Origin of the sequence: Chitinibacter sp. FCG-7 (assembly GCF_040047665.1) — a bacterium.
GTDB lineage: Bacteria > Pseudomonadota > Gammaproteobacteria > Burkholderiales > Chitinibacteraceae > Chitinibacter > Chitinibacter mangrovi.
Genome location: NZ_CP157355.1, coordinates 3339284 through 3357765, shown reverse-complemented (window position 1 = coordinate 3357765; position 18482 = coordinate 3339284). Strand labels below are relative to the sequence as shown.

Below are 18482 nucleotides of genomic sequence, written 5' to 3'. Positions count from 1 at the left end.
TGTCCTTGATTATTTAAGACTACTCATCACACTTGCTAATTGATCTTGCGCGACGGTTTGTTGCTCACCCTGCTTCTCACCCGTCAGCACTTTAATATTCACCGTCTGCGCTTGCATCTCGCCTTCACCCACAATCACGGCAAAGCGCGCACCAGACTGGTCAGCCTTTTTAAATTGCGATTTAAAACTGCCACCGCCAGCATGATATATCACATTGAGGCCTTGGTCGCGCATCTGGCGTGCAGCGGTAAAGGCATAACGTGCCGCTGCATCACCTTGACTGACCACATACACATCCGGCTCCGCAGTTGGCACGACGATCTTTTGCGCTTCAAGTAGCAACATCAAGCGCTCAATACCCATCGCAAACCCAACGGCTGGGCAAGGCTTGCCACCAAGCCGCTCAACCAAACCATCATAGCGGCCACCGGCAGCAACCGTACCTTGCGCGCCCAACTCAGTGGTGGTCCACTCAAATACGGTGCGATTGTAGTAATCCAAACCGCGCACCAAGCGCGGATTAATCACATAAGCAATCCCAGCATCGTCGAGCAGGGCTTTTACCCCGTCGAAGTGGGCTTTGGATTCTTCACCCAAGAAGTCAGCTAGGCGCGGCGCATTTTCAGCCATTGCTTGCAGCGCAGGATTTTTGGTATCCAGCACACGCAAAGGGTTGGTATATAGACGGCGACGGCTATCTTCATCGAGTTGATCGACATACCCCTCAAGGTATTTAATCAGCTCGGCACGATGTGCTGCACGCTCTTCGGTATTACCCAAGGAATTGAGCTCAAGTTGTAGACCGCTCAGGCCCAAGCGCGGCCACAGATCGGCCAGCATCACAATCATTTCGGCATCAAGATCAGGCGTAGCAAAACCAAAAGCCTCAACGCCGAGTTGATTAAACTGACGCAAACGCCCTTTTTGTGGGCGCTCGTGCCGGAACATCGGGCCCATATACCAGAGACGCTGGGTTTGGTTATACAACAAGCCATGTTCGATACATGCACGTACGCAGCCAGCAGTACCTTCCGGGCGCAGAGTCAGCTTTTCACCATTAAGACTGTCTTCGAAAGCATACATTTCTTTTTCAACGATATCGGTATGCTCACCCACGCCGCGTACAAATAGATGAGTTGACTCAACAATCGGCATCCGGATCTGGTTGTAGCCGTAGGCCACGAGCCATTCGCGCGTAACACGCTCAAAAAACTGCCACTGCGACATTTCTTGCGGCAGCACATCGTTCATGCCGCGAATCCCTTGAATGGTTTGAGCCATTTTTATTTTTCTACCCTAAACAAATTACAAATTAAATCTGAGCCAACGGAATGATTTTTGGTGCATCAACGCGGCGTTTTGAGCCGTTTTCGCCATAGCGCGTCACGACATAATTCTCAACAATCGCCTGGAATTCTTGTGCAACGTTATCGCCTTTGAGCGTCACGTCTTTTTCACCATCGACATACACCGGACACACCGGCACTTCACCCGTACCAGGCAAACTGATACCGATATCGGCGAGCTTGGACTCACCCGGACCATTCACGACACAGCCCATCACGGCAACTTTCATTTCTTCAACACCAGGGTATTTGGCACGCCATACCGGCATTTGCTCACGCAGGAAGCTTTGAATATCTTGCGCCAACTCTTGAAACACGGTTGAAGTCGTGCGGCCACATCCAGGGCAAGCCGTTACTAGCGGAGTAAAGCTGCGCAGACCCATGGTTTGCAATAACTCTTGCGCCACCACCACTTCTTTTGTGCGGTCACCATTGGGCTCGGGCGTCAGGGAAATACGAATGGTATCGCCAATCCCTTCCTGCATTAATACCGCTAACGCAGCACTGGATGCCACAATACCCTTGGACCCCATACCCGCTTCGGTCAAACCCAGATGCAATGGGTAATCGCAGCGGGCGCCCAGATCGCGGTAAACCGCGATCAAATCCTGCACATGCGAGACTTTGCAAGACAATAAAATCTGATCGGGGGATAAACCCCAGCTAATGGCTTGATCAGCCGATTCAAGCGCCGACACAATCAGCGCTTCGCGCATCACGGCCTCGGCCGTCAATGGCTGCGAGCGTTTTGAATTTTCATCCATCATTCGCGCCGCAATGGCTTGATCAAGTGAGCCCCAGTTCACGCCAATGCGCACCGGCTTTTTGTACTCAATGGCCTTCTCGATCATGTAGGCAAATTTTTCGTCGCGCTTGGCGCCCTTGCCGACATTGCCAGGATTAATACGGTACTTGGCCAAAGCCTCGGCACAATCCGGGTAATCACGCAGCAAACGATCGCCATTAAAATGGAAGTCGCCTACGAGCGGTACTTTGCAGCCCCAGTTTTCCAGCTTGGTTTTGATGTTGGCAACTTGCGCCGCAGCCTCTGCGCTATTGACAGTAATACGCACGGCCTCCGAACCAGCACGCCACAGCTCGAAAATCTGGCGCGCAGTCGCCTCGGCATCAGCAGTATCGGTATTGGTCATCGACTGCACCATCACTGGATGATCACTACCTACCCAGACATTTCCAATTTGTACTTGACGGGTTTTACGACGGACAATCAGGCTAGACATGAATTATTTCAATTCCATATTAACAACATCCGAACCGGGCTTGAGATAGCTGCTCAAATCAACCGGACGCCCCTGCAGGGTCAGTTTTGTTTTTGGCGCATTGCCGATTTTGACGGCAAACGGCGGCACACCCGCCACCTTGCGCTCGTATCCTGGGCGGATAATTTCGGACAGCACTTTATTTCCCCGACTATCCAGAATCTGCACCCAGCTATCGGATTCGGTCAATACACTGATTTCAAGCGCGCCTTGCGCCACAGACGACGCCACAATGATCGAGGAAGCGCTGGAAGCAGCAGGGCTAACCAAGGCCACACCGGGCATGGAAGCAGGCAGGGCCTGAACACCTGACGAAACGACTTCGGAAGCGCTAACGCTGGCATTAGAGTTATCATTAACAAGCAGCTGGCTAGCAGCGCTGGCCTCAAGCGCCACCGGATTTGGCATATCAGGCAAAGCAATATCCGGATTGCTCGGTTGTTGCAAATACCAGTAAACCGCTGTAACCCCGAGAAAAATCCCGATCAAGGCCATGATTACAATCAGCGGGAAGCTTGATTTCTCACCACCCAATGATGGGCTAGAGGGTTCTACCTGAGGGTATGTAGACAGAACCGTCTCCGCCACTTGTTCTGAGGGTAATACACCCGCCAAGTATTCAAGCAAAGGGGCAGCATCGATCTTGACTAGCCTGGCGTAATTGCGCACAAAGCCACGGACAAACAAATTACTGGGTAATTCATCGAAGGCTTCGCTCTCCAGCGCTTCGATCTGGCGATGCGCCAGCTTCAACTGCCCTGCCACATCATCAATTGAAAGACCACAAGCCTCACGTGCCGCGCGTAACTGGCGACCGGCAGGTAAAAAGGGAGCACTCGGAATATTGTCTAGCTGTTCAGTCATATTGTCCGGTCAAAAGCTTTGTTGCCTCTAGCGAGTCAGGAAAGTTGCGGCGAAGCTCGTTCGCATAGCGCATCTCTGCGTCTTTGTTGCCGATTTTACGTTCAATCCGGACACCAAGCCAGAGCAACTCGGGTGGTGTTTTTGGAATTGCGCGCAAGACTTCGATAAATAGCTGCTTGGCCTGAGGCAAATCACCCTCTTCAAGCAGAAAATTGGAAAGCTGGAATTTGACTGAAACATTATTGCTAGCGGTATTGCGAGCACGTTCAAAATATTTTTTTGCCAGCTCCCGATCACCCGCTTTCAAGCTGCAATTTGCTGCGGCAAGTAAAGTTAAATCGGGCGTGGGATAAAGCGTATTGCTGAGCACCACTTCATAACGCGCCAAACCGGCTTTATGCTCGCCGCGTTCACACAGAAAACTGCCAAAATTCTGATTAATATCCGAATCTTTGGGCGCAGCATTGAGCGCCTGCTCGAAATACACCCGGCCTTTGGCATCGTCCTTGAGTGCTACATAGGAAACGGCCAGCACATTTAAGGCCTGCGGGTAATTGGACACCGCTTCAAGCGCCCGTTTGGCTTCTTCGACAGCAACCGCATAAGCACCACGCCGATAATACTCGGACGCCAGATCGGTGCGCACGGCCGCTCGTTGCTGATTCGAGCCAAGACTTTCGTTTGCCAAAGTCCAGGGAGATAGCGCTAACATCAACACCAGCAAGCCGTATTTTTTCATTTTGAAGCCTTATTTTTGTTGAAACAAAATCGGGCGGGTTTCAGCCAATTTTTCTGTGCGACGAGTTTTATCTAGCACCTGGCCGGCCAATTGGCCGCATGCGGCATCAATATCGTCGCCGCGTGTTTTGCGTACCGTAACGATATAACCTGCATTACTGAGAATATCACGGAATCGGGCGATTGCTTCACGCCCGGATCGGGCATAGCCCGAGTTCGGGAATGGATTAAACGGAATCAGATTGAATTTGCAGGATACCGAGCGCGCCAAATCGACCAATTGACGTGCGTGTTCTGGCTGATCATTAATCCCGGCCAGCATCACATATTCAAACGTCACAAAATCACGCGGCGCTTTTTCCAGATATTGATTACAGGCATTAAGTAATTCTTTTAACGGGTATTTTTTATTAATCGGCACGATCTCATCGCGGATTTTATCGTTCGGCGCATGCAGACTCACTGCCAGCGCAACCGGACAATCTTCACGCAATTTCAGCAACTGCGGCACCATCCCAGATGTTGACAAGGTCACGCGACGACGCGAAAGGCCATAAGCGTTGTCATCCAGCATCAGTTTCATGGCTGAAACCACATTATCGTAATTGGCCAGCGGCTCGCCCATCCCCATCATGACCACATTGGACACAATCCGGGTGTCATCATTGACTGCACTACCCAAACGCGCGGCATCAAATGACAGGCGCTGATTGGCCCACCAGAGCTGGCCAACAATCTCGGCAGTACTTAAATTGCGGTTAAAGCCTTGGCGCGCAGTCGAGCAAAACGTACAGTCGAGCGCACAGCCTACCTGGCTCGATACACACAAAGTACCGCGATCATCTTCTGGAATAAATACGGCTTCAACACCGTTACCAGTGCCGACATCGAGCAACCATTTGCGAGTGCCGTCCTGCGCAATCTGCTCGGCCATCATCGATGGTGGAGCCACACAGGCCTGCTCGCTCAGTTTCTGCCGAAATGACTTGGCAATATCGCTCATCATGTCAAAATCAGCGGCCCCGCGCTGATGAACCCACTTGAGCAATTGCTTGGCGCGAAAAGGCTTCTCCCCCATTTGCACCATCAAAGCCGCGAGTTTTTCAGCATCGTAATCCAGCAAATTTAAAGACATGATCGTGTACTCCGCAGCGTCTTAATTTCAAACAAATGATGCAAAGCGCACCGATCTCGCACTACCGCAAGACCGGAACGCTTTTTCCAGCAACTTAGGCGCCGTAAACTTCAGAAGATGCAAAGAAATACGCAATTTCAATCGCTGCGTTTTCCAGGCTATCCGAGCCATGCACCGCATTCGCGTCAATGCTAGCCGCGAAATCAGCACGGATAGTGCCCGCTGCCGCTTCTTTCGGGTTAGTAGCACCCATCAATTCGCGGTTTTTCAAAACCGCGTTTTCGCCTTGCAACACTTGGATCATGACCGGACCAGAGATCATAAAGTTCACCAAATCATTGAAGAAAGGGCGCTCTTTGTGAACAGCGTAGAAACCTTCCGCTTCAGCGCGTGACAATTGCTTCATTTTTGCCGCAACCACTTTCAGGCCAGCAGATTCAAAACGGTCATAGATTTTGCCGATGACGTTTTTGGCAACTGCGTCAGGCTTGATAATAGAAATAGTACGTTCGATAGTCATTCTTGATTGCTCCAGAGGTTTAATGTTTAGTTTTATCAACAAACACGAAAGAATATTGTTGCCCAAGGCTGTTTTCAGCTAGCCTCTGCATAGGCTAAATCGGCCTAAAAGGCCAAGCCAATATGCAAACTTTAGGCAAATAGCCGATCATTATAACACTTACAAGCGATTAGCAGACACAATGAGTGAAGGCCTAGACCCGATCCTGCAGCAGAAAGAGCAACAACAACTCAAAACTCAGCTACTTTGGCGGCTTGGTATTGCAAGTGGATTAATTGCGGCGATCCTTTTTGGTATCGCCTGGATCGAAAAAAGCCAGGAAAATGCCGAACCAAACGTCCAGATTCCGCAAATTGCCCCCGAACTCAATGCAAGCGAACCCGCCGAGATAGCCTCCGCAGCAAGCGAGGCAGCAATTTCAACGCCAGCCCCCACACCGGAAGCAACGGCACTCCCCAGCATTAGCCCCAAGCCCAGCGCGACAGCGATGCCAGTGGCAAGTCCAACACCAAGACAAACCCACAGCAGTCCAATTCAAACAATCCAAAAGATCGAGAATCTGCCAAAGCAAATACCCCACACAAGTAATAGGCCAGAGCCAACAACTGCAGCTGTTTACACAGCAATACCCCTTATCGCGAAGGCAATTCCAACAGCAGTGCCAAGAATTATGACTCAGCCATCAAACAACACCACTGCCACCAAGCCGGCAACCGCTGATTTCCCAAGCCCGATCAATAGCACACGGGGCTATAGCGTGCAGGCCGGGGTGTTTTTACACGCCAACAACGCAGAAAAATTGCTCGGCCAACTCCAACAGGCAGGTATTCCCGCCTACCTGGAAACCCGCGTACAAATCGGCCCGTTCAAAAACAAGATTGAAGCTGATACAGCGATCAAAAAACTCAAAGCACTTGGTATCACTCCCGTCCTGAAAAACGAATAGCACTTAACAGCACAAAAAAAGAGCAGTAGCGCGAAGCTAACTGCTCTTTTTTGCCCGCCTCCTTAGCGTAAACGCTTAAGAAGCTGCGCACTTAAGTCTTAGTGGTGATGGCCGTGCTCGCCGTGTACGTGGCCATGCGCCAGTTCTTCCGCATTCGCTTCACGCACAGCAGTTACTGTCGCCACGAAACGGATCGTCATACCAGCGAAAGGATGGTTACCATCAACAGTCACGCGGTTGCCTTCTACTTCAGTTACGCGGAACAGGATGACTTCGCCGGTTTCAGGATCATCAGCTTCAAACATCATGCCAACAGCGACATCAGCCGGGAAACCGTCTTTTTCTTCATCACGAACCAATTCTGGCTCGAATTCGCCAAACGCGTCGTCAGGTGACATCGTCACTTCGATGCTGTCGCCTACCGTTTTGCCGTGCAGGGCTTCTTCTACCAGCGGTAGGATATTGTCATAACCGCCGTGCAGGTAAGCAATCGGTTCTTCGGTTTTGTCGATTTGATTGCCTTCAGCGTCGTACATTTCATAAGTCAGTGTAACAACGGAATTTTTGGCGATTTGCATAGTGTTTATCCTAGCTGTTTTACAAGGTTCAAAATTTCGGCCGCATGGCCTTTGGGTATGACGTGATAGAAAGCATGTCGAATGACGCCCGACTTATCAATCACAAAGGTCGAGCGCTCTATTCCGCATCTTACCACGCCCTGCGCTTCCCATTCGTGTACCGCGTGGTAAAGACGGCTGACTTCAAGCTCGGTATCAGATAGCAGGTCGAACGAAAGGCCCTGCTCATCAATAAAACTGTCGTGCGCCAGACAGTCATCCAGACTCACCCCCAGAATAACGGTCTCACATTGCGAAAATGCGTCAGTGCGATCAGAAAACTCGACCGCCTCAACAATGCCGCCTGGCGTGTGATCCTTGTTAAAAAAGTACAACACGACATTTTTCCGGCCATGAAAATCACTCAGGCGAACCATGTCCATTGCCGCGTCAGGTAAAGAAAAATCAGGGGCTACGTCGCCTACATTGAGCATGGGGTCTCCAGTCGGTGCAATAATACGATTATTATCGGCTTGCAGAATGTGCCAAGTACCAGCCATCCGTGCAAACGCAGCGATTTACCGCCATAACTTGCCCAGAATAATGCGTGGGGCAAGTTGGCCAGCAAACCCATTTTTTTCTTTATAGCCACAAGCCATGCCTAAAACACCTTTCGATACTGCCCTGTTGGGAAAATTAACACCCGAGCAATTTCTGGCCGAATACTGGCAAAAAAAACCGCTGCTGATTCGTCAGGCATGGACCGATTTTCCGGAGCTGATCGATTTTGCCCGCCTGGCCGAATTTGCCCAGCGTGATGATGTGGAATCCAGATTGATCGAGTTCAATCATGGGCGCTGGAAGCTGGAAAACGGCCCGTTCAGCCAGCACCGGCTCAATCGATTACCAGAAACCGACTGGACGATTCTGGTGCAGAATGTGAACCATCTGGTTCCCCATATTGCCGACTTCTTATATCAGTTCAATTTTCTGCCTTATACCCGGCTTGACGACGTGATGATCTCTTACGCGCCGCACGGTGGCACGGTGGGGCCGCATTATGACTCGTACGACGTTTTTTTGCTGCAGGTGGGCGGACAAAAAAGATGGCAAGTATCCAGCGATGACGCCTCAGGTTTTATTGAAGATGCGCCGATTCGAGTTTTGAAAGACTTTAATCCAGAGCAGGAATGGGTACTGGAGCACGGCGATATGCTGTATCTGCCCCCCAAATATGCACATTACGGCGTGGCGCTAACACCGGGAATGACTTATTCGGTAGGTTTTAGAGCACCCAAAACCCAGGAAGTTGCGACCAAGTTTCTGGAGTTTTTGCAGGACGAAATCTGCCTTGAAGGCATGTACAGCGACCCGAGTGCCAAGGCAACCGACACACCGGCGAAAATTGATGACGCCTTTGTCGCGCAAATTGGGCAGATGCTGCAGCAAGTCAAATGGGACGAGCAGACGGTGCGGCAATTTATTGGCCGCTATTTTTCCGAACCCAAGCCACATGTTTTTTTCGATCACAGCACACCACTGGAATTTGACGATTTTGCCGAGGCCATCGCCGAGCGCGGCATCGAGCTGGATCTGAAAAGCCAGATGCTCTATTCGGATCAAACGCTGTTTCTCAATGGCGAAGAAGTCGAGTTTGACGATGCCAGCCCGGCCGATTGGGCGCTGCTACAGCAATTGGCCAACGAGCGCAGCTTGCCCGCCGCCGAATACTCCGACCCATTGTGCGATTTACTTTATACCTATCACGAATATGGCTACCTTCACCCCCGTGCAGAATGAAGAAACAGGAACTGCAGCCACGCCTTTTGATACCCGAAACGGGTATCAGGCTGCAATCATGACTTTGATTGGCCTAGCTGAACATACCCTCAAGATCTGTGAAAACGATCTAGCCGAGAGTGATCTGGGCAGCCTGCGCAACCAGCAAGGACTGTGGGCATTTTTCTCACAGGCCTCGCCTGGCCGCATGCAGCTCTTGCTGGCCAACACCGGCGTGCTAGCACAGCGCCACCCGCGCTTTATCCAGTTGTGTGATCGATTTGGCCATTTGATAGAAATTCGCCAAATCCCGGACTATCTCTCGCACGCCCGCCAGGGCTGGATAATTGGCGACGACGAACATTATCTAATCCGTCATCATTATGATTGGCAACGCGGCGAGTCCGGCTGTAATAGCAAATACGCCTCACAGCTCAAACAGCAGTTTGCAACACTGTGGGAGCAATCAACACCCTGTAGCTCCTCGCAACGCCTTGATTTATAAGGATGTACACGGCGTTACATGAGGTAGCAGATTACATAGAGGAAAACCCGTGCCAGCACTAGCAATTTATCGGGCAGCTGATTAGAATTCGTTTCGTTGGTTGTGAAACAAATCACGCCGAATGTGAATTTAAGTAATTGGCCTAAAGCCAGTTATTAATTAGTTAGTCAATTAAACCTAAACTTAATCTTAAAGGATTTAAAAATGAAACAATCTCTGATCGTTGCTGCTTTGTTGGCTGCTGCTTTGTCTGCTTGTGGCGAAAAACCAGCTACTGAAGCTGCTTCTGCTGTAGTTGAAGCTGCTTCTGCTGTTGAAGCTGTAGCTTCTGAAGTTGCTTCTGCTCCTGTTGAAGCTGCTTCTGACGTAGCTTCTGCTGCTTCTGAAGCTGCTGCTAAGTAATTCGGTTTTACCGAATGCTTGAAAAGCCGACCGAAAGGTCGGCTTTTTGCATTTCTGTTTTAGAATAAAGCCTCCTGATTTGCCACCTGCCCGCCAATGACTGTTCAAATTCTTTTGCCACGCTGGATTATCCCGGTAATTCCGCGCCACACCGTCTACACCGATCACGCACTCGTCATTCAGGGCGAGAAAATCATTGCATTACAGACCAAGGCCGACGCCCTCGCCGCTTACCCGGATGCTGAAGTCATCACGCTTTCCGATCATGCCCTCATGCCTGGGATGATTAATCTGCACGCCCACTCGGCAATGACATTGCTGCGCGGATTTGCCGACGATTTGCCGCTGATGCGCTGGCTCAACGAGCATATCTGGCCTGCCGAGGGTCAACACGTCAGCGACGATTTTGTTTATGCTGGCACCCAGCTGGCAATTGCCGAGATGATTGCGGGTGGCACCACCTGCTGCAATGATATGTATTTTCACCATGGCGCAGTGGCACGAGCAGCAATCGACACCGAGTTTCGCATGACTGTAGGTTGCTCGATTCTGGAGTTTCCAACCCCCTATGCCAGCAATGCCGACGATTACATCCGCAAAGCCTTGGCTTGCCGCGACGAGTTTCTGGGTGAAGAGCTGGTGCAATTTACACTCGCGCCACACGCACCGTACACCGTCAGCGATCAGACTTTCCGCCGCATTATCACGCTAGCCGATGAGTTGGCGCTGGGAATTCATTGCCATATTCACGAAAGCGCCGATGAAATTGCCGGTAGCCTGAAAGAATACGGCGTGCGCCCGCTGGAGCGACTGGCAGCGCTGGGCTTGCTTGATAGCCCACTGATTGCGGCACATATGGTGCATACCACCGACAGCGAAATTGCGCTGCTCGCCAAAAAGGGCATTCATATTGCCCACAATCCAGCCAGCAATTTGAAACTCGCCTCCGGCATCGCCCCGATCAGCCAGCAGCTGGCCGCTGGTCTTAATGTTGGGATTGGCACCGACGGCGCTGCCAGCAACAATAAACTCGATCTATTTGCTGAAATGCGCCTGGCGGCACTGCTGGCCAAAGGACAAAGTGGCAATCCGGAAGCCGTACCCGCCTGGCAGGCGCTGGAAATGGCCACGCTCAATGGCGCGACAGCGCTGGGCTTACAGGATAAAATTGGCGCTCTGGAAGTGGGTAAGCAAGCCGACGTGATTGCCATCAATCTGGCGCAAGCGGGCACGCAACCGTGCTACGATCCGATTTCGCACTTAGTCTACGCGACCGATCGCACGCAGGTCAGTGATGTCTGGATTGCCGGCCGCGCGGTGTACCGCCGCCACGAACACCAGAGCCTGAATTTGGCCGAAGTGCTCAGCACCGCCCGGCATTGGCAACACAAAATTCAAGGCAGTATTGCCCCGCAAACCAAATAGGGATTACCGTTGTGACCGATACCCATACAATCAATGTCGATGATGGCGAGATCGCCAAATTTTCTGCGCTCGCGCACAAGTGGTGGGATAAAACCAGCGAGTTCAAACCACTACACGAAATCAACCCGCTGCGCATTGGCTTTATCGACCAGCATTCGGGCATTAAAGGTCTGAAAATCCTGGATGTTGGCTGCGGCGGCGGGATTTTATCCGAAGGCCTCGCCGAGCGCGGCGCGCAAGTGACTGGCATTGACTTGGCCGAAAAATCACTGAAAGTCGCCAAGCTGCATTTATTTGAATCGGGACTGAGCGTGGATTACCGCAAAATCCCGGTTGAAGAGCTTGCAGCGGCCGAGCCAGAGAGCTACGACGTGGTTACCTGCATGGAAATGCTCGAACATGTGCCCTCACCCGCCAGCATTGTGGAAGCCTGCTCGCGCCTCGTAAAACCGGGCGGCTGGGTGTTTTTCTCGACCTTAAATCGCAATCCAAAATCGTATTTGCTCGCGGTGGTGGGTGCCGAGTATGTACTCAACATGCTGCCACGCGGCACGCATGATTACGACAAATTTATCAAACCATCCGAGCTGGCGCGCATGACCCGTACCGTGGGTCTTGAGACCATCTCGGTCACCGGCATGACGTTCAACCCGTTAACGCAAGTGTACAAACTGACCGACGACACCGACGTGAATTACCTCGTTGCTACCCGCAAAGGCGAATGAACATGATCAAAGCCGTGTTGTTTGACCTCGACGGCACACTGGCCGACACCGCGCCCGATATGGGCGCGGCGCTCAACCGCCTGCTGATCGAAGAAGGCATTGCGCCACGTTCGCTGGACGATATTCGTCCGGTGACCAGCCACGGCGCGCGGGGCTTGCTGGAACTTGGCTTTGGTATTGGGCCAAGCCACACGCGCTTTGCTGAGTTGCGCGAGCGGTTTTTAGACCTCTACGCTGAAAAAATCTGCGAAGGCACGACGCTGTTTGACGGGATTAGCGAATTAATTGAAGAAATCGACGCGCGCGGCATGCGCTGGGGCATTATTACCAATAAGCCGATGCGCTTCACCGACCCGTTGGTGCAATTACTCCCACTGCCTATTGCCCCGCAGACTTGTGTTTCTGGTGATACCGTAGGTATACCCAAGCCTGATGCCAAACCCATGCTGCACGCCGCCGCCGAGCTGGGCATTGATCCGATTCATTGTCTCTACGTTGGCGATGCCGAGCGCGACATCGAGGCGGGCCGCCGTGTAGGCATGAAAACTGTGCTCGCTAACTATGGCTATATCAGCGACACCGACCAACCCGAAAGCTGGGGCGCCGATTTGAGTATTAATCATCCACTCGAATTGCTAGGCCATTTGGGGTAAGCAAGGTATAATCGCCATTCTTCACTTCGCATGAAGACAGCTGTAAAAACCGGGGGTGCCATGGTTTCGACAGGGGTTGCAAAGCGGATGAGGGCATGTCGGGGTCTCAGCTGCCCGTAAAAACAACTGAAAACAAATAGTCGCAAACGACGAAACTTACGCTCTAGCTGCTTAAGCTAGACTCTGCACCGCAAGGCCCATCGGGCGGGTCGGGTAAAACCGACAGCAGAGTCATTTAGATGGGATCGCTTTAAGTCGGGTTACTTGGCTTAGGGTTAAACTAAGGTAACTCGCTCTCTTCAAGCCTGCCCATCGGCGTGATTGAGGGTTAAAACCCAAATGATACGGCTAAACATGTAGAACTCACTGTAGAGTGCTTCTGGACGCGGGTTCAACTCCCGCCACCTCCACCACACATTGAATAAGCCCCTGATTTTAGGGGCTTTTTCTTTGAATTAGCGTTCGGTATTGCTGCGTTTTTGCGTTTTGCTACACGAAAAATCCTGTTTTGCTACCTCAAGTGCTACACAGGAAATCTCATGGCCTACCTCATTAAGCGCGACAGCAGCTATTACCTGCGAATCCGCATCCCCCTGCACCTTCAAGCTCAAGTTGGTAAAAAAATACTCTGGAAGAGTTTAAAGACCTCTAGTCCTCGCCTTGCACAGCAGTTGTGCATTAAGATTGTGGCAAAACTACAACTCGAATTTGCGGCAATGGCACATCAGAACAAGACACTAGCCGACTTTAAACGCGACCTAGAAGCTGCTGACGATCTGAAACAAGCTCAGCATGACGATGAATGGAATCAATGGGTCGTGAGCCAGTTGCATACTGCACCTGACACTTCCAACGGTCTTAGCGACGAAGATTGGCTCGCAGCTCTAAATCCCCCCTCTCCTGAAGAATCCGCGCTGGCGGAGGCAATGATCGAAGCCGAGTTACGTGCGCAACAGCTTCGTGACCTGAAGGCACAGGCTAAATTTGAAGGCTATCAGGAAGCCCTTGCCAGTCAGCCAGCTACTCCTGCGGCTACCTCTGAGGCTCACCAACAACCACAGTTGACTCAGCTAACCGCAGCAGTGGCTCAATTAGCTGAAATGCAGGCTCAGCAGACGATCCAGACAACTACTACACACACATTGCGTCAATTGTTCGTAGGGTATCGAGCTGAAAAGCTTGAAAGGGGTGCGTGGCGAGAAAAAAGCGAAGGTGAATTCAACGCGGATATGGCGTTATTCCTAGATATTCTCGGGGATTTACCATTAAACAAGATTGACCGAAGTACCGCACTCAGCTTGCTAAACCAATTGAAAAAAGTACCAAAAAATCGGAAGAAGATGCCTGCCTTCCGCAATAAGTCGCTTCAGCTGTTGTGGTTCAATGATTTCGGACACCAACTTAGGTGGTAATCTCGCCACCATTAACGAGGTGTTTCATGAGCAAAGTTCGCAGGACATTTACCCCGGAATTTAAAGCCGAAGCCGCCAGTCTGGTCGTCGATCAAGGCCACACGGTGTCACAAGCCAGTAAGGCGATGAACGTCGGCGAGAACATACTGCGTCGCTGGATTAAGCAGCTGAAACAGGAAAGACAGGGCATCACGCCGCAGGCCAGAGCACTCACGCCAGACCAGCGTCGCATTCAGGAGCTCGAAGCGCGCATTGATCGGCTGGAACGGGAGAAAGCCCTGTTAAAAAAAGCCACAGCTCTCTTAATGGCGGACGAACTCAATCGTACGCGCTGGTAGACCAATTAAGTGAGCATGAACCCGTAGAAATGGTCTGCAGCACCTTCGGTATTTGCCGTTCCAGTTATTACCATTACCGGCATCGACGCCAGCATATTGATCGTGAACGGATCGAGTTGCGCGCCAAAGTACGCAATCTGTTTAAGCAAAGTCGAAATGCGGCAGGTAGCCGCAGTCTAGTCTGGATGCTGGCGGTACGAAGGCATTGCGGCTGGCCGATATAAAGTGCGCCAGCTCATGCGAGAAGCCGATTTGCAGTGCAAACAGCCAGGCGCGCATCGCTACAAAGTCCACAAAGATGCACGTCCAGACATTCCGCACTTATTGCAGAGGGCGTTTAATCCGGAGCAACCGAATCAGGTCTGGTGTGGCGATATCACCTATATTTGGGCGGGTAATCGCTGGATTTATCTGGCTGTGGTGCTGGATTTGTTTGCCCGTTGCGTGGTGGGCTGGGCGCTTAGTGAGCACCCGGATGCCGAGGTAGTCAGCCGTGCGTTAGATCATGCCTGGCAACAGCGTGGCCAGCCACTGGGAGTGATATTTCACTCGGATCAGGGTAGCCAATATGGCAGTCGGTTGTTTAGGCAACGGATATGGCGCTACCAGATGCAGCAAAGCATGAGTCGGCGCGGGTGCTGTTGGGATAATGCGCCGATGGAGCGGCTATTTCGCAGTCTTAAAACAGAATGGATACCAAAGCCTGGGTATGAATCTGCAGAAGAAGCCAGGCTGGATATTGGCGTTTACCTGATGGCGTATTACAACTGGCAGCGGCCACACACCGCCAATGGCGGGCTAGCCCCTGCCATTAAGGAAAGACAACTTAATTTACTGTCCGAGAATTGTTGACCACAACAAAGATGTAGCTTGAAAGCTGCAATTTAACTCCCCCCACCCCACTTTCAAATAAAAAGCCACCCGAATTGTTGCCAGGTGGCTTTTTTATTGGCCATAGCTATTCCGAGCAACACTCTGCAGCTACTGGCGTTTAAACCTGCCACACCCCGGACATAATCCGGGGTGTGGCAGGAAAACCCGCGCAGAAATTACTGGGTCAAACGTTCAATAATTGCCTCTTGTTCAGGAAATACCGCTTTAAGCTGGGCAATTTGAGCCGGATTTGGCTTGCTTGAATCTTCTGCTTCATAGCCCGGCGAGAGGCTGCAGCTGGCTAGCACAAAACCGGTGCCGAGTACTTCACCGCCAAACCAGCTGCCATGAGGCGCGACGGCTTGCAAATGCTGCCCCTGCTCAATATCGCGGCCAATATCCACCGTCTGGTATTGACCATTAGGGGCAAAAATATGCAGGCGGATCGCCAGCCCGTCATGATGAAACCACAGTTCATCCTGCCGCAGCGTATGCAGCTGCAGGAGATCTGGCGATTGCAGCAGATAGTAGTTGGATGAATACAGGCGATGGTCGGACTCAAAACGCGCTGGCAAGGCGGCCCGGGCAATGGTTTCGTCCGCTACTGCGCCAGCGGCAAAGTAGCCACCAACGCCGGCGCTCGTCATGCCCAACTGCTTGATCCAGAACTCGGCATCCGGTGTGCGCTGCTGGCTGGGAACAATTTTCGGCACCGGAGTGCCATCGTCGACCAGCTCAGGGTAACGCAACGCAAAGCACACGGTAATGCCGATAATCTCGCCCGTATCAGGTTGGCGCAGCAGACCTTTTTGCGTCACGATTTCCACGCTGCGCATTGCGCCATCGCCAGTGGGAATATCGATGGTTTCATGGAAATTGAGCAAAGGCTTGCCACTGACCATCACTTGCTGATCATGCGCCACATGCTCCGCCCTGTCGTCACGATGCCCGATCAGCTGCGCTTTGCTCATGCCGACCAGATTGGCAAAATTGTCGTTCACCCACAGGAAAACGGAGTTGTGGTCTTTGATACACAGATAAACGCCATCTTGTTTATCCAGCACATCTTCCACACTCATCGGGGGTTGGGTTGGCAGCATTATTGATCACCCTTGGCAGCCAATAATTGATCGGCCAGATCTTGCGCCAGCGCCACCATGGTCATGGTTGGATTCCATGAACCGCTGGTTGGCCACAAAGCGCCGCCTGTGACATAGACATTTTCTACCCCGTCTGGACGGTAATCGAGGCCAACCGGACTTTGCCCATCGTTGCCAATCCACAGTGTAGATCCTTCGTGTACCAAGCTGCCCACGCGGCGCTGGGCAATGGGTGGTGGTGCCTTTTGCCAAGTACCCACATTTGCATCGCCATGCCAGTATTCGACCTGGGCGGCACCTTTGGGCGAGAGTGCACGTTCCATCATCTGGAAAGTACCCTCGTCCATCGTATCCCATGTGGCACGATCGACATCGTTTGCCAAAACCTGCAACGTCACATTGGTCGTCGGATTGGCATCCCCATTACGACGCAAGTGATTTTCTGGATTGCGATAATCGATTTCGCCCAAGACGGCGCACACAAACACCAGATAATCTTTCGAGCTTTCCAGCTGAGCCATTGACGCAGTGGCCACCACGTCGGGCATATAGCGCGCCGCACGCTGAGCGTATTGCTCGGGTTTTTCATCCGACAGCACAGAGAGCTGAACATGATATTGCATGCCGCTTTCCTTGTTCTGCCCCGCCATATAAATCGCGGCCAATTCCAGCTCGTTCAGCTGATCAGCAAATGGATAATCAGCACGTGGCACACGGGCCACCACCGAGGTAATGAAGTGCGCAGTAAAGCGCTCACCCGCACGTTTTACTTCCGGGAAAGAATTGAGCAGCAGAGTAGTTGGTGGCAAAGTACCCATTGCCAGTACAACTTTGGCGTCGCCCACGCTCACCACACCACGCGAGGTATCCAGTGCCGTTACCTGGCCGTCTTGCTGAATCAGGCGGTTCACAATACATTCGGTCACGATACGCAAAGGGCTGCCTTGCCCGCTATTGCTCAAGGCTTTTTGCTTTTGTGACAACTCAAGCAATACCGACGGCGTGGAGAACTTGGCAAAATCAAGCCCTTCGCCCAGCCCAGCACCAGCAGCCAACGGCGCGGCCATGCTGCGCGTTGCCGAGTCAATTTTGTGCAGATTGTCAGCCAGCATATTTTGCAGCGATTTTTGCATTACGCCGTATACCGGACGACTCGCAGAAACCTGAGCCAGCATTTGCTCGTTCAGATGCGCGTCGATCTGATCAGCCGGAATGACATTCAGCAAGGCTTCAGCCGATGCAAAATGCGCCTGCGCGGCAGCAATCGTTTCTGCTGGCCAGCCCGCCATTTCTTCAGTGGTCGGACGCGGGCACCATGCACTCCACATAATGCTGCGGCCGCCAAAGAACGGCACCATCCCGTGCTGACCATTAATATGTCCGGCAGGCTGATGCGCTGTTTTGGCCGCCAAAGTCCACGGGAATGTTTCTGACAAGCCACCCAGGGTCGACTGGTAAGGCAAAGGCAGATTCTGGAAGTGCTCAGGCAAAAAGAACGGGCCACGCTCGACAATCAGGATATTGGCATGCGGCGTTTTAGCCAGAATGCGCTCGGCAAAGGCCAGCGAGCAAAAACCGCTACCAATAATGATGTAGTCAAATTTCTGCTCTTCTCGCGCCTGCTTCCATTCGGTTTCAGACAAAAAGAACACATGGTTCATGACATCTTGCGGATTCGGAGTTTGCGGGCCCGGGGTGGGGAAACCGTTGGCAAAGTTCGGCGATGATGCGTAATTACTCATGGTTTTCTCGTTAAAGTGGTCAGTTGTTGTTTTAAAGCAGGCGCTGCGCTGCTGACTTTAATCTGCATTTATTACACAGCAGCCAGAGCAGAACACCTGCGATCTCCATTTTTGCCAAGCCCGGTCTATCTGGATTTAAGCC

At 51.9% G+C, this 18482-nt stretch carries 18 protein-coding genes, 1 other RNA gene and 1 pseudogene; 10 read left to right on the top strand and 10 right to left on the bottom strand.

Annotation, left to right across the window (positions count from 1 at the left end):
• Positions 1 to 9: 9 nt before the first annotated feature.
• The 6 genes from hisS to ndk form a co-directional block, all read right to left on the bottom strand.
• Complete coding sequence (gene hisS / locus ABHF33_RS15815; RefSeq protein ID WP_348944851.1) at positions 10 to 1281, bottom strand: histidine--tRNA ligase; 1272 nt, start codon at positions 1279 to 1281, stop codon at positions 10 to 12.
• A 31-nt stretch (positions 1282 to 1312) separates the two neighbouring features.
• Positions 1313 to 2587: a flavodoxin-dependent (E)-4-hydroxy-3-methylbut-2-enyl-diphosphate synthase gene (gene ispG, locus ABHF33_RS15810; protein ID WP_348944850.1), complete on the bottom strand. Its 1275-nt coding sequence runs from the start codon at positions 2585 to 2587 to the stop codon at positions 1313 to 1315.
• Between the two features lie 3 nt (positions 2588 to 2590).
• Positions 2591 to 3490: a RodZ domain-containing protein gene (locus ABHF33_RS15805; protein ID WP_348944849.1), complete on the bottom strand. Its 900-nt coding sequence runs from the start codon at positions 3488 to 3490 to the stop codon at positions 2591 to 2593.
• A complete protein-coding gene (gene pilW, locus ABHF33_RS15800) occupies positions 3483 to 4229 on the bottom strand; it encodes a type IV pilus biogenesis/stability protein PilW (RefSeq protein WP_348944848.1) in 747 nt (248 codons plus the stop codon). Before pilW ends, ABHF33_RS15805 begins: the two co-directional genes overlap by 8 nt.
• A gap of 9 nt (positions 4230 to 4238) precedes the next feature.
• A complete protein-coding gene (gene rlmN / locus ABHF33_RS15795; protein ID WP_348944847.1) occupies positions 4239 to 5363 on the bottom strand; it encodes a 23S rRNA (adenine(2503)-C(2))-methyltransferase RlmN in 1125 nt (374 codons plus the stop codon).
• Between the two features lie 94 nt (positions 5364 to 5457).
• Positions 5458 to 5883: a nucleoside-diphosphate kinase gene (ndk, locus tag ABHF33_RS15790; protein ID WP_348946645.1), complete on the bottom strand. Its 426-nt coding sequence runs from the start codon at positions 5881 to 5883 to the stop codon at positions 5458 to 5460.
• 181 nt (positions 5884 to 6064) lie between these two features.
• On the opposite strand from ndk, the gene ABHF33_RS15785 reads away from it, so the two are divergent.
• Complete coding sequence (locus ABHF33_RS15785) at positions 6065 to 6829, top strand: SPOR domain-containing protein (protein ID WP_348944846.1); 765 nt, start codon at positions 6065 to 6067, stop codon at positions 6827 to 6829.
• 98 nt (positions 6830 to 6927) lie between these two features.
• Here the strand turns inward: ABHF33_RS15785 and ABHF33_RS15780 are convergent, their stop codons facing one another.
• Complete coding sequence (locus ABHF33_RS15780; protein ID WP_157314605.1) at positions 6928 to 7407, bottom strand: FKBP-type peptidyl-prolyl cis-trans isomerase; 480 nt, start codon at positions 7405 to 7407, stop codon at positions 6928 to 6930.
• A 5-nt stretch (positions 7408 to 7412) separates the two neighbouring features.
• Positions 7413 to 7880 (bottom strand): peroxiredoxin, encoded by a 468-nt coding sequence (locus ABHF33_RS15775; RefSeq protein WP_348944845.1) that lies wholly within the window; start codon positions 7878 to 7880, stop codon positions 7413 to 7415.
• Between the two features lie 163 nt (positions 7881 to 8043).
• On the opposite strand from ABHF33_RS15775, the gene ABHF33_RS15770 reads away from it, so the two are divergent.
• The 9 genes and pseudogenes from ABHF33_RS15770 to ABHF33_RS15730 all read left to right on the top strand — a co-directional run bounded on the left by ABHF33_RS15770 (position 8044) and on the right by ABHF33_RS15730 (position 15477).
• Complete coding sequence (locus ABHF33_RS15770) at positions 8044 to 9186, top strand: cupin domain-containing protein (protein WP_348944844.1); 1143 nt, start codon at positions 8044 to 8046, stop codon at positions 9184 to 9186.
• Between the two features lie 58 nt (positions 9187 to 9244).
• Positions 9245 to 9670, top strand: coding sequence for a hypothetical protein (locus ABHF33_RS15765; RefSeq protein WP_348944843.1), 426 nt, complete (start codon positions 9245 to 9247; stop codon positions 9668 to 9670).
• 204 nt (positions 9671 to 9874) lie between these two features.
• The gene (locus ABHF33_RS15760; RefSeq protein ID WP_348944842.1) at positions 9875 to 10072 is read left to right on the top strand and encodes a hypothetical protein; all 198 of its coding nucleotides are present in this window, start codon (positions 9875 to 9877) and stop codon (positions 10070 to 10072) included.
• A gap of 96 nt (positions 10073 to 10168) precedes the next feature.
• Entirely contained in the window at positions 10169 to 11497 is a 1329-nt protein-coding gene (locus ABHF33_RS15755; protein WP_348944841.1) for a TRZ/ATZ family hydrolase, read from the top strand.
• 11 nt (positions 11498 to 11508) lie between these two features.
• Positions 11509 to 12222 (top strand): bifunctional 2-polyprenyl-6-hydroxyphenol methylase/3-demethylubiquinol 3-O-methyltransferase UbiG, encoded by a 714-nt coding sequence (gene ubiG, locus ABHF33_RS15750; RefSeq protein WP_432803942.1) that lies wholly within the window; start codon positions 11509 to 11511, stop codon positions 12220 to 12222.
• A gap of 2 nt (positions 12223 to 12224) precedes the next feature.
• Entirely contained in the window at positions 12225 to 12875 is a 651-nt protein-coding gene (locus ABHF33_RS15745) for an HAD family hydrolase (RefSeq protein WP_348946643.1), read from the top strand.
• Between the two features lie 51 nt (positions 12876 to 12926).
• Positions 12927 to 13288, top strand: a transfer-messenger RNA (tmRNA) gene (gene ssrA / locus ABHF33_RS15740).
• Between the two features lie 126 nt (positions 13289 to 13414).
• Positions 13415 to 14287, top strand: coding sequence for a DUF6538 domain-containing protein (locus tag ABHF33_RS15735; protein ID WP_348944840.1), 873 nt, complete (start codon positions 13415 to 13417; stop codon positions 14285 to 14287).
• A gap of 26 nt (positions 14288 to 14313) precedes the next feature.
• Positions 14314 to 15477: pseudogene (locus ABHF33_RS15730) on the top strand (IS3 family transposase).
• 197 nt (positions 15478 to 15674) lie between these two features.
• Here ABHF33_RS15730 and ABHF33_RS15725 read toward each other — a convergent pair.
• On the bottom strand, positions 15675 to 16598 hold the full coding sequence (locus tag ABHF33_RS15725) for a cupin domain-containing protein (RefSeq protein WP_348944839.1): 924 nt from the start codon (positions 16596 to 16598) through the stop codon (positions 15675 to 15677).
• Positions 16598 to 18340 (bottom strand): GMC oxidoreductase, encoded by a 1743-nt coding sequence (locus ABHF33_RS15720; protein ID WP_348944838.1) that lies wholly within the window; start codon positions 18338 to 18340, stop codon positions 16598 to 16600. Before ABHF33_RS15720 ends, ABHF33_RS15725 begins: the two co-directional genes overlap by 1 nt.
• Positions 18341 to 18482 lie beyond the last annotated feature (142 nt).

Coding starts and splice junctions, on each gene's coding strand:
- hisS (WP_348944851.1), bottom strand. CDS start 1,281: ATGGCTCAAACCATTCAAGGGATTCGCGGCATGAACGATGTGCTGCCG.
- ispG (WP_348944850.1), bottom strand. CDS start 2,587: ATGTCTAGCCTGATTGTCCGTCGTAAAACCCGTCAAGTACAAATTGGA.
- ABHF33_RS15805 (WP_348944849.1), bottom strand. CDS start 3,490: ATGACTGAACAGCTAGACAATATTCCGAGTGCTCCCTTTTTACCTGCC.
- pilW (WP_348944848.1), bottom strand. CDS start 4,229: ATGAAAAAATACGGCTTGCTGGTGTTGATGTTAGCGCTATCTCCCTGG.
- rlmN (WP_348944847.1), bottom strand. CDS start 5,363: ATGTCTTTAAATTTGCTGGATTACGATGCTGAAAAACTCGCGGCTTTG.
- ndk (WP_348946645.1), bottom strand. CDS start 5,883: ATGACTATCGAACGTACTATTTCTATTATCAAGCCTGACGCAGTTGCC.
- ABHF33_RS15785 (WP_348944846.1), top strand. CDS start 6,065: ATGAGTGAAGGCCTAGACCCGATCCTGCAGCAGAAAGAGCAACAACAA.
- ABHF33_RS15780 (WP_157314605.1), bottom strand. CDS start 7,407: ATGCAAATCGCCAAAAATTCCGTTGTTACACTGACTTATGAAATGTAC.
- ABHF33_RS15775 (WP_348944845.1), bottom strand. CDS start 7,880: ATGCTCAATGTAGGCGACGTAGCCCCTGATTTTTCTTTACCTGACGCG.
- ABHF33_RS15770 (WP_348944844.1), top strand. CDS start 8,044: ATGCCTAAAACACCTTTCGATACTGCCCTGTTGGGAAAATTAACACCC.
- ABHF33_RS15765 (WP_348944843.1), top strand. CDS start 9,245: ATGACTTTGATTGGCCTAGCTGAACATACCCTCAAGATCTGTGAAAAC.
- ABHF33_RS15760 (WP_348944842.1), top strand. CDS start 9,875: ATGAAACAATCTCTGATCGTTGCTGCTTTGTTGGCTGCTGCTTTGTCT.
- ABHF33_RS15755 (WP_348944841.1), top strand. CDS start 10,169: ATGACTGTTCAAATTCTTTTGCCACGCTGGATTATCCCGGTAATTCCG.
- ABHF33_RS15745 (WP_348946643.1), top strand. CDS start 12,225: ATGATCAAAGCCGTGTTGTTTGACCTCGACGGCACACTGGCCGACACC.
- ABHF33_RS15735 (WP_348944840.1), top strand. CDS start 13,415: ATGGCCTACCTCATTAAGCGCGACAGCAGCTATTACCTGCGAATCCGC.
- ABHF33_RS15725 (WP_348944839.1), bottom strand. CDS start 16,598: ATGCTGCCAACCCAACCCCCGATGAGTGTGGAAGATGTGCTGGATAAA.
- ABHF33_RS15720 (WP_348944838.1), bottom strand. CDS start 18,340: ATGAGTAATTACGCATCATCGCCGAACTTTGCCAACGGTTTCCCCACC.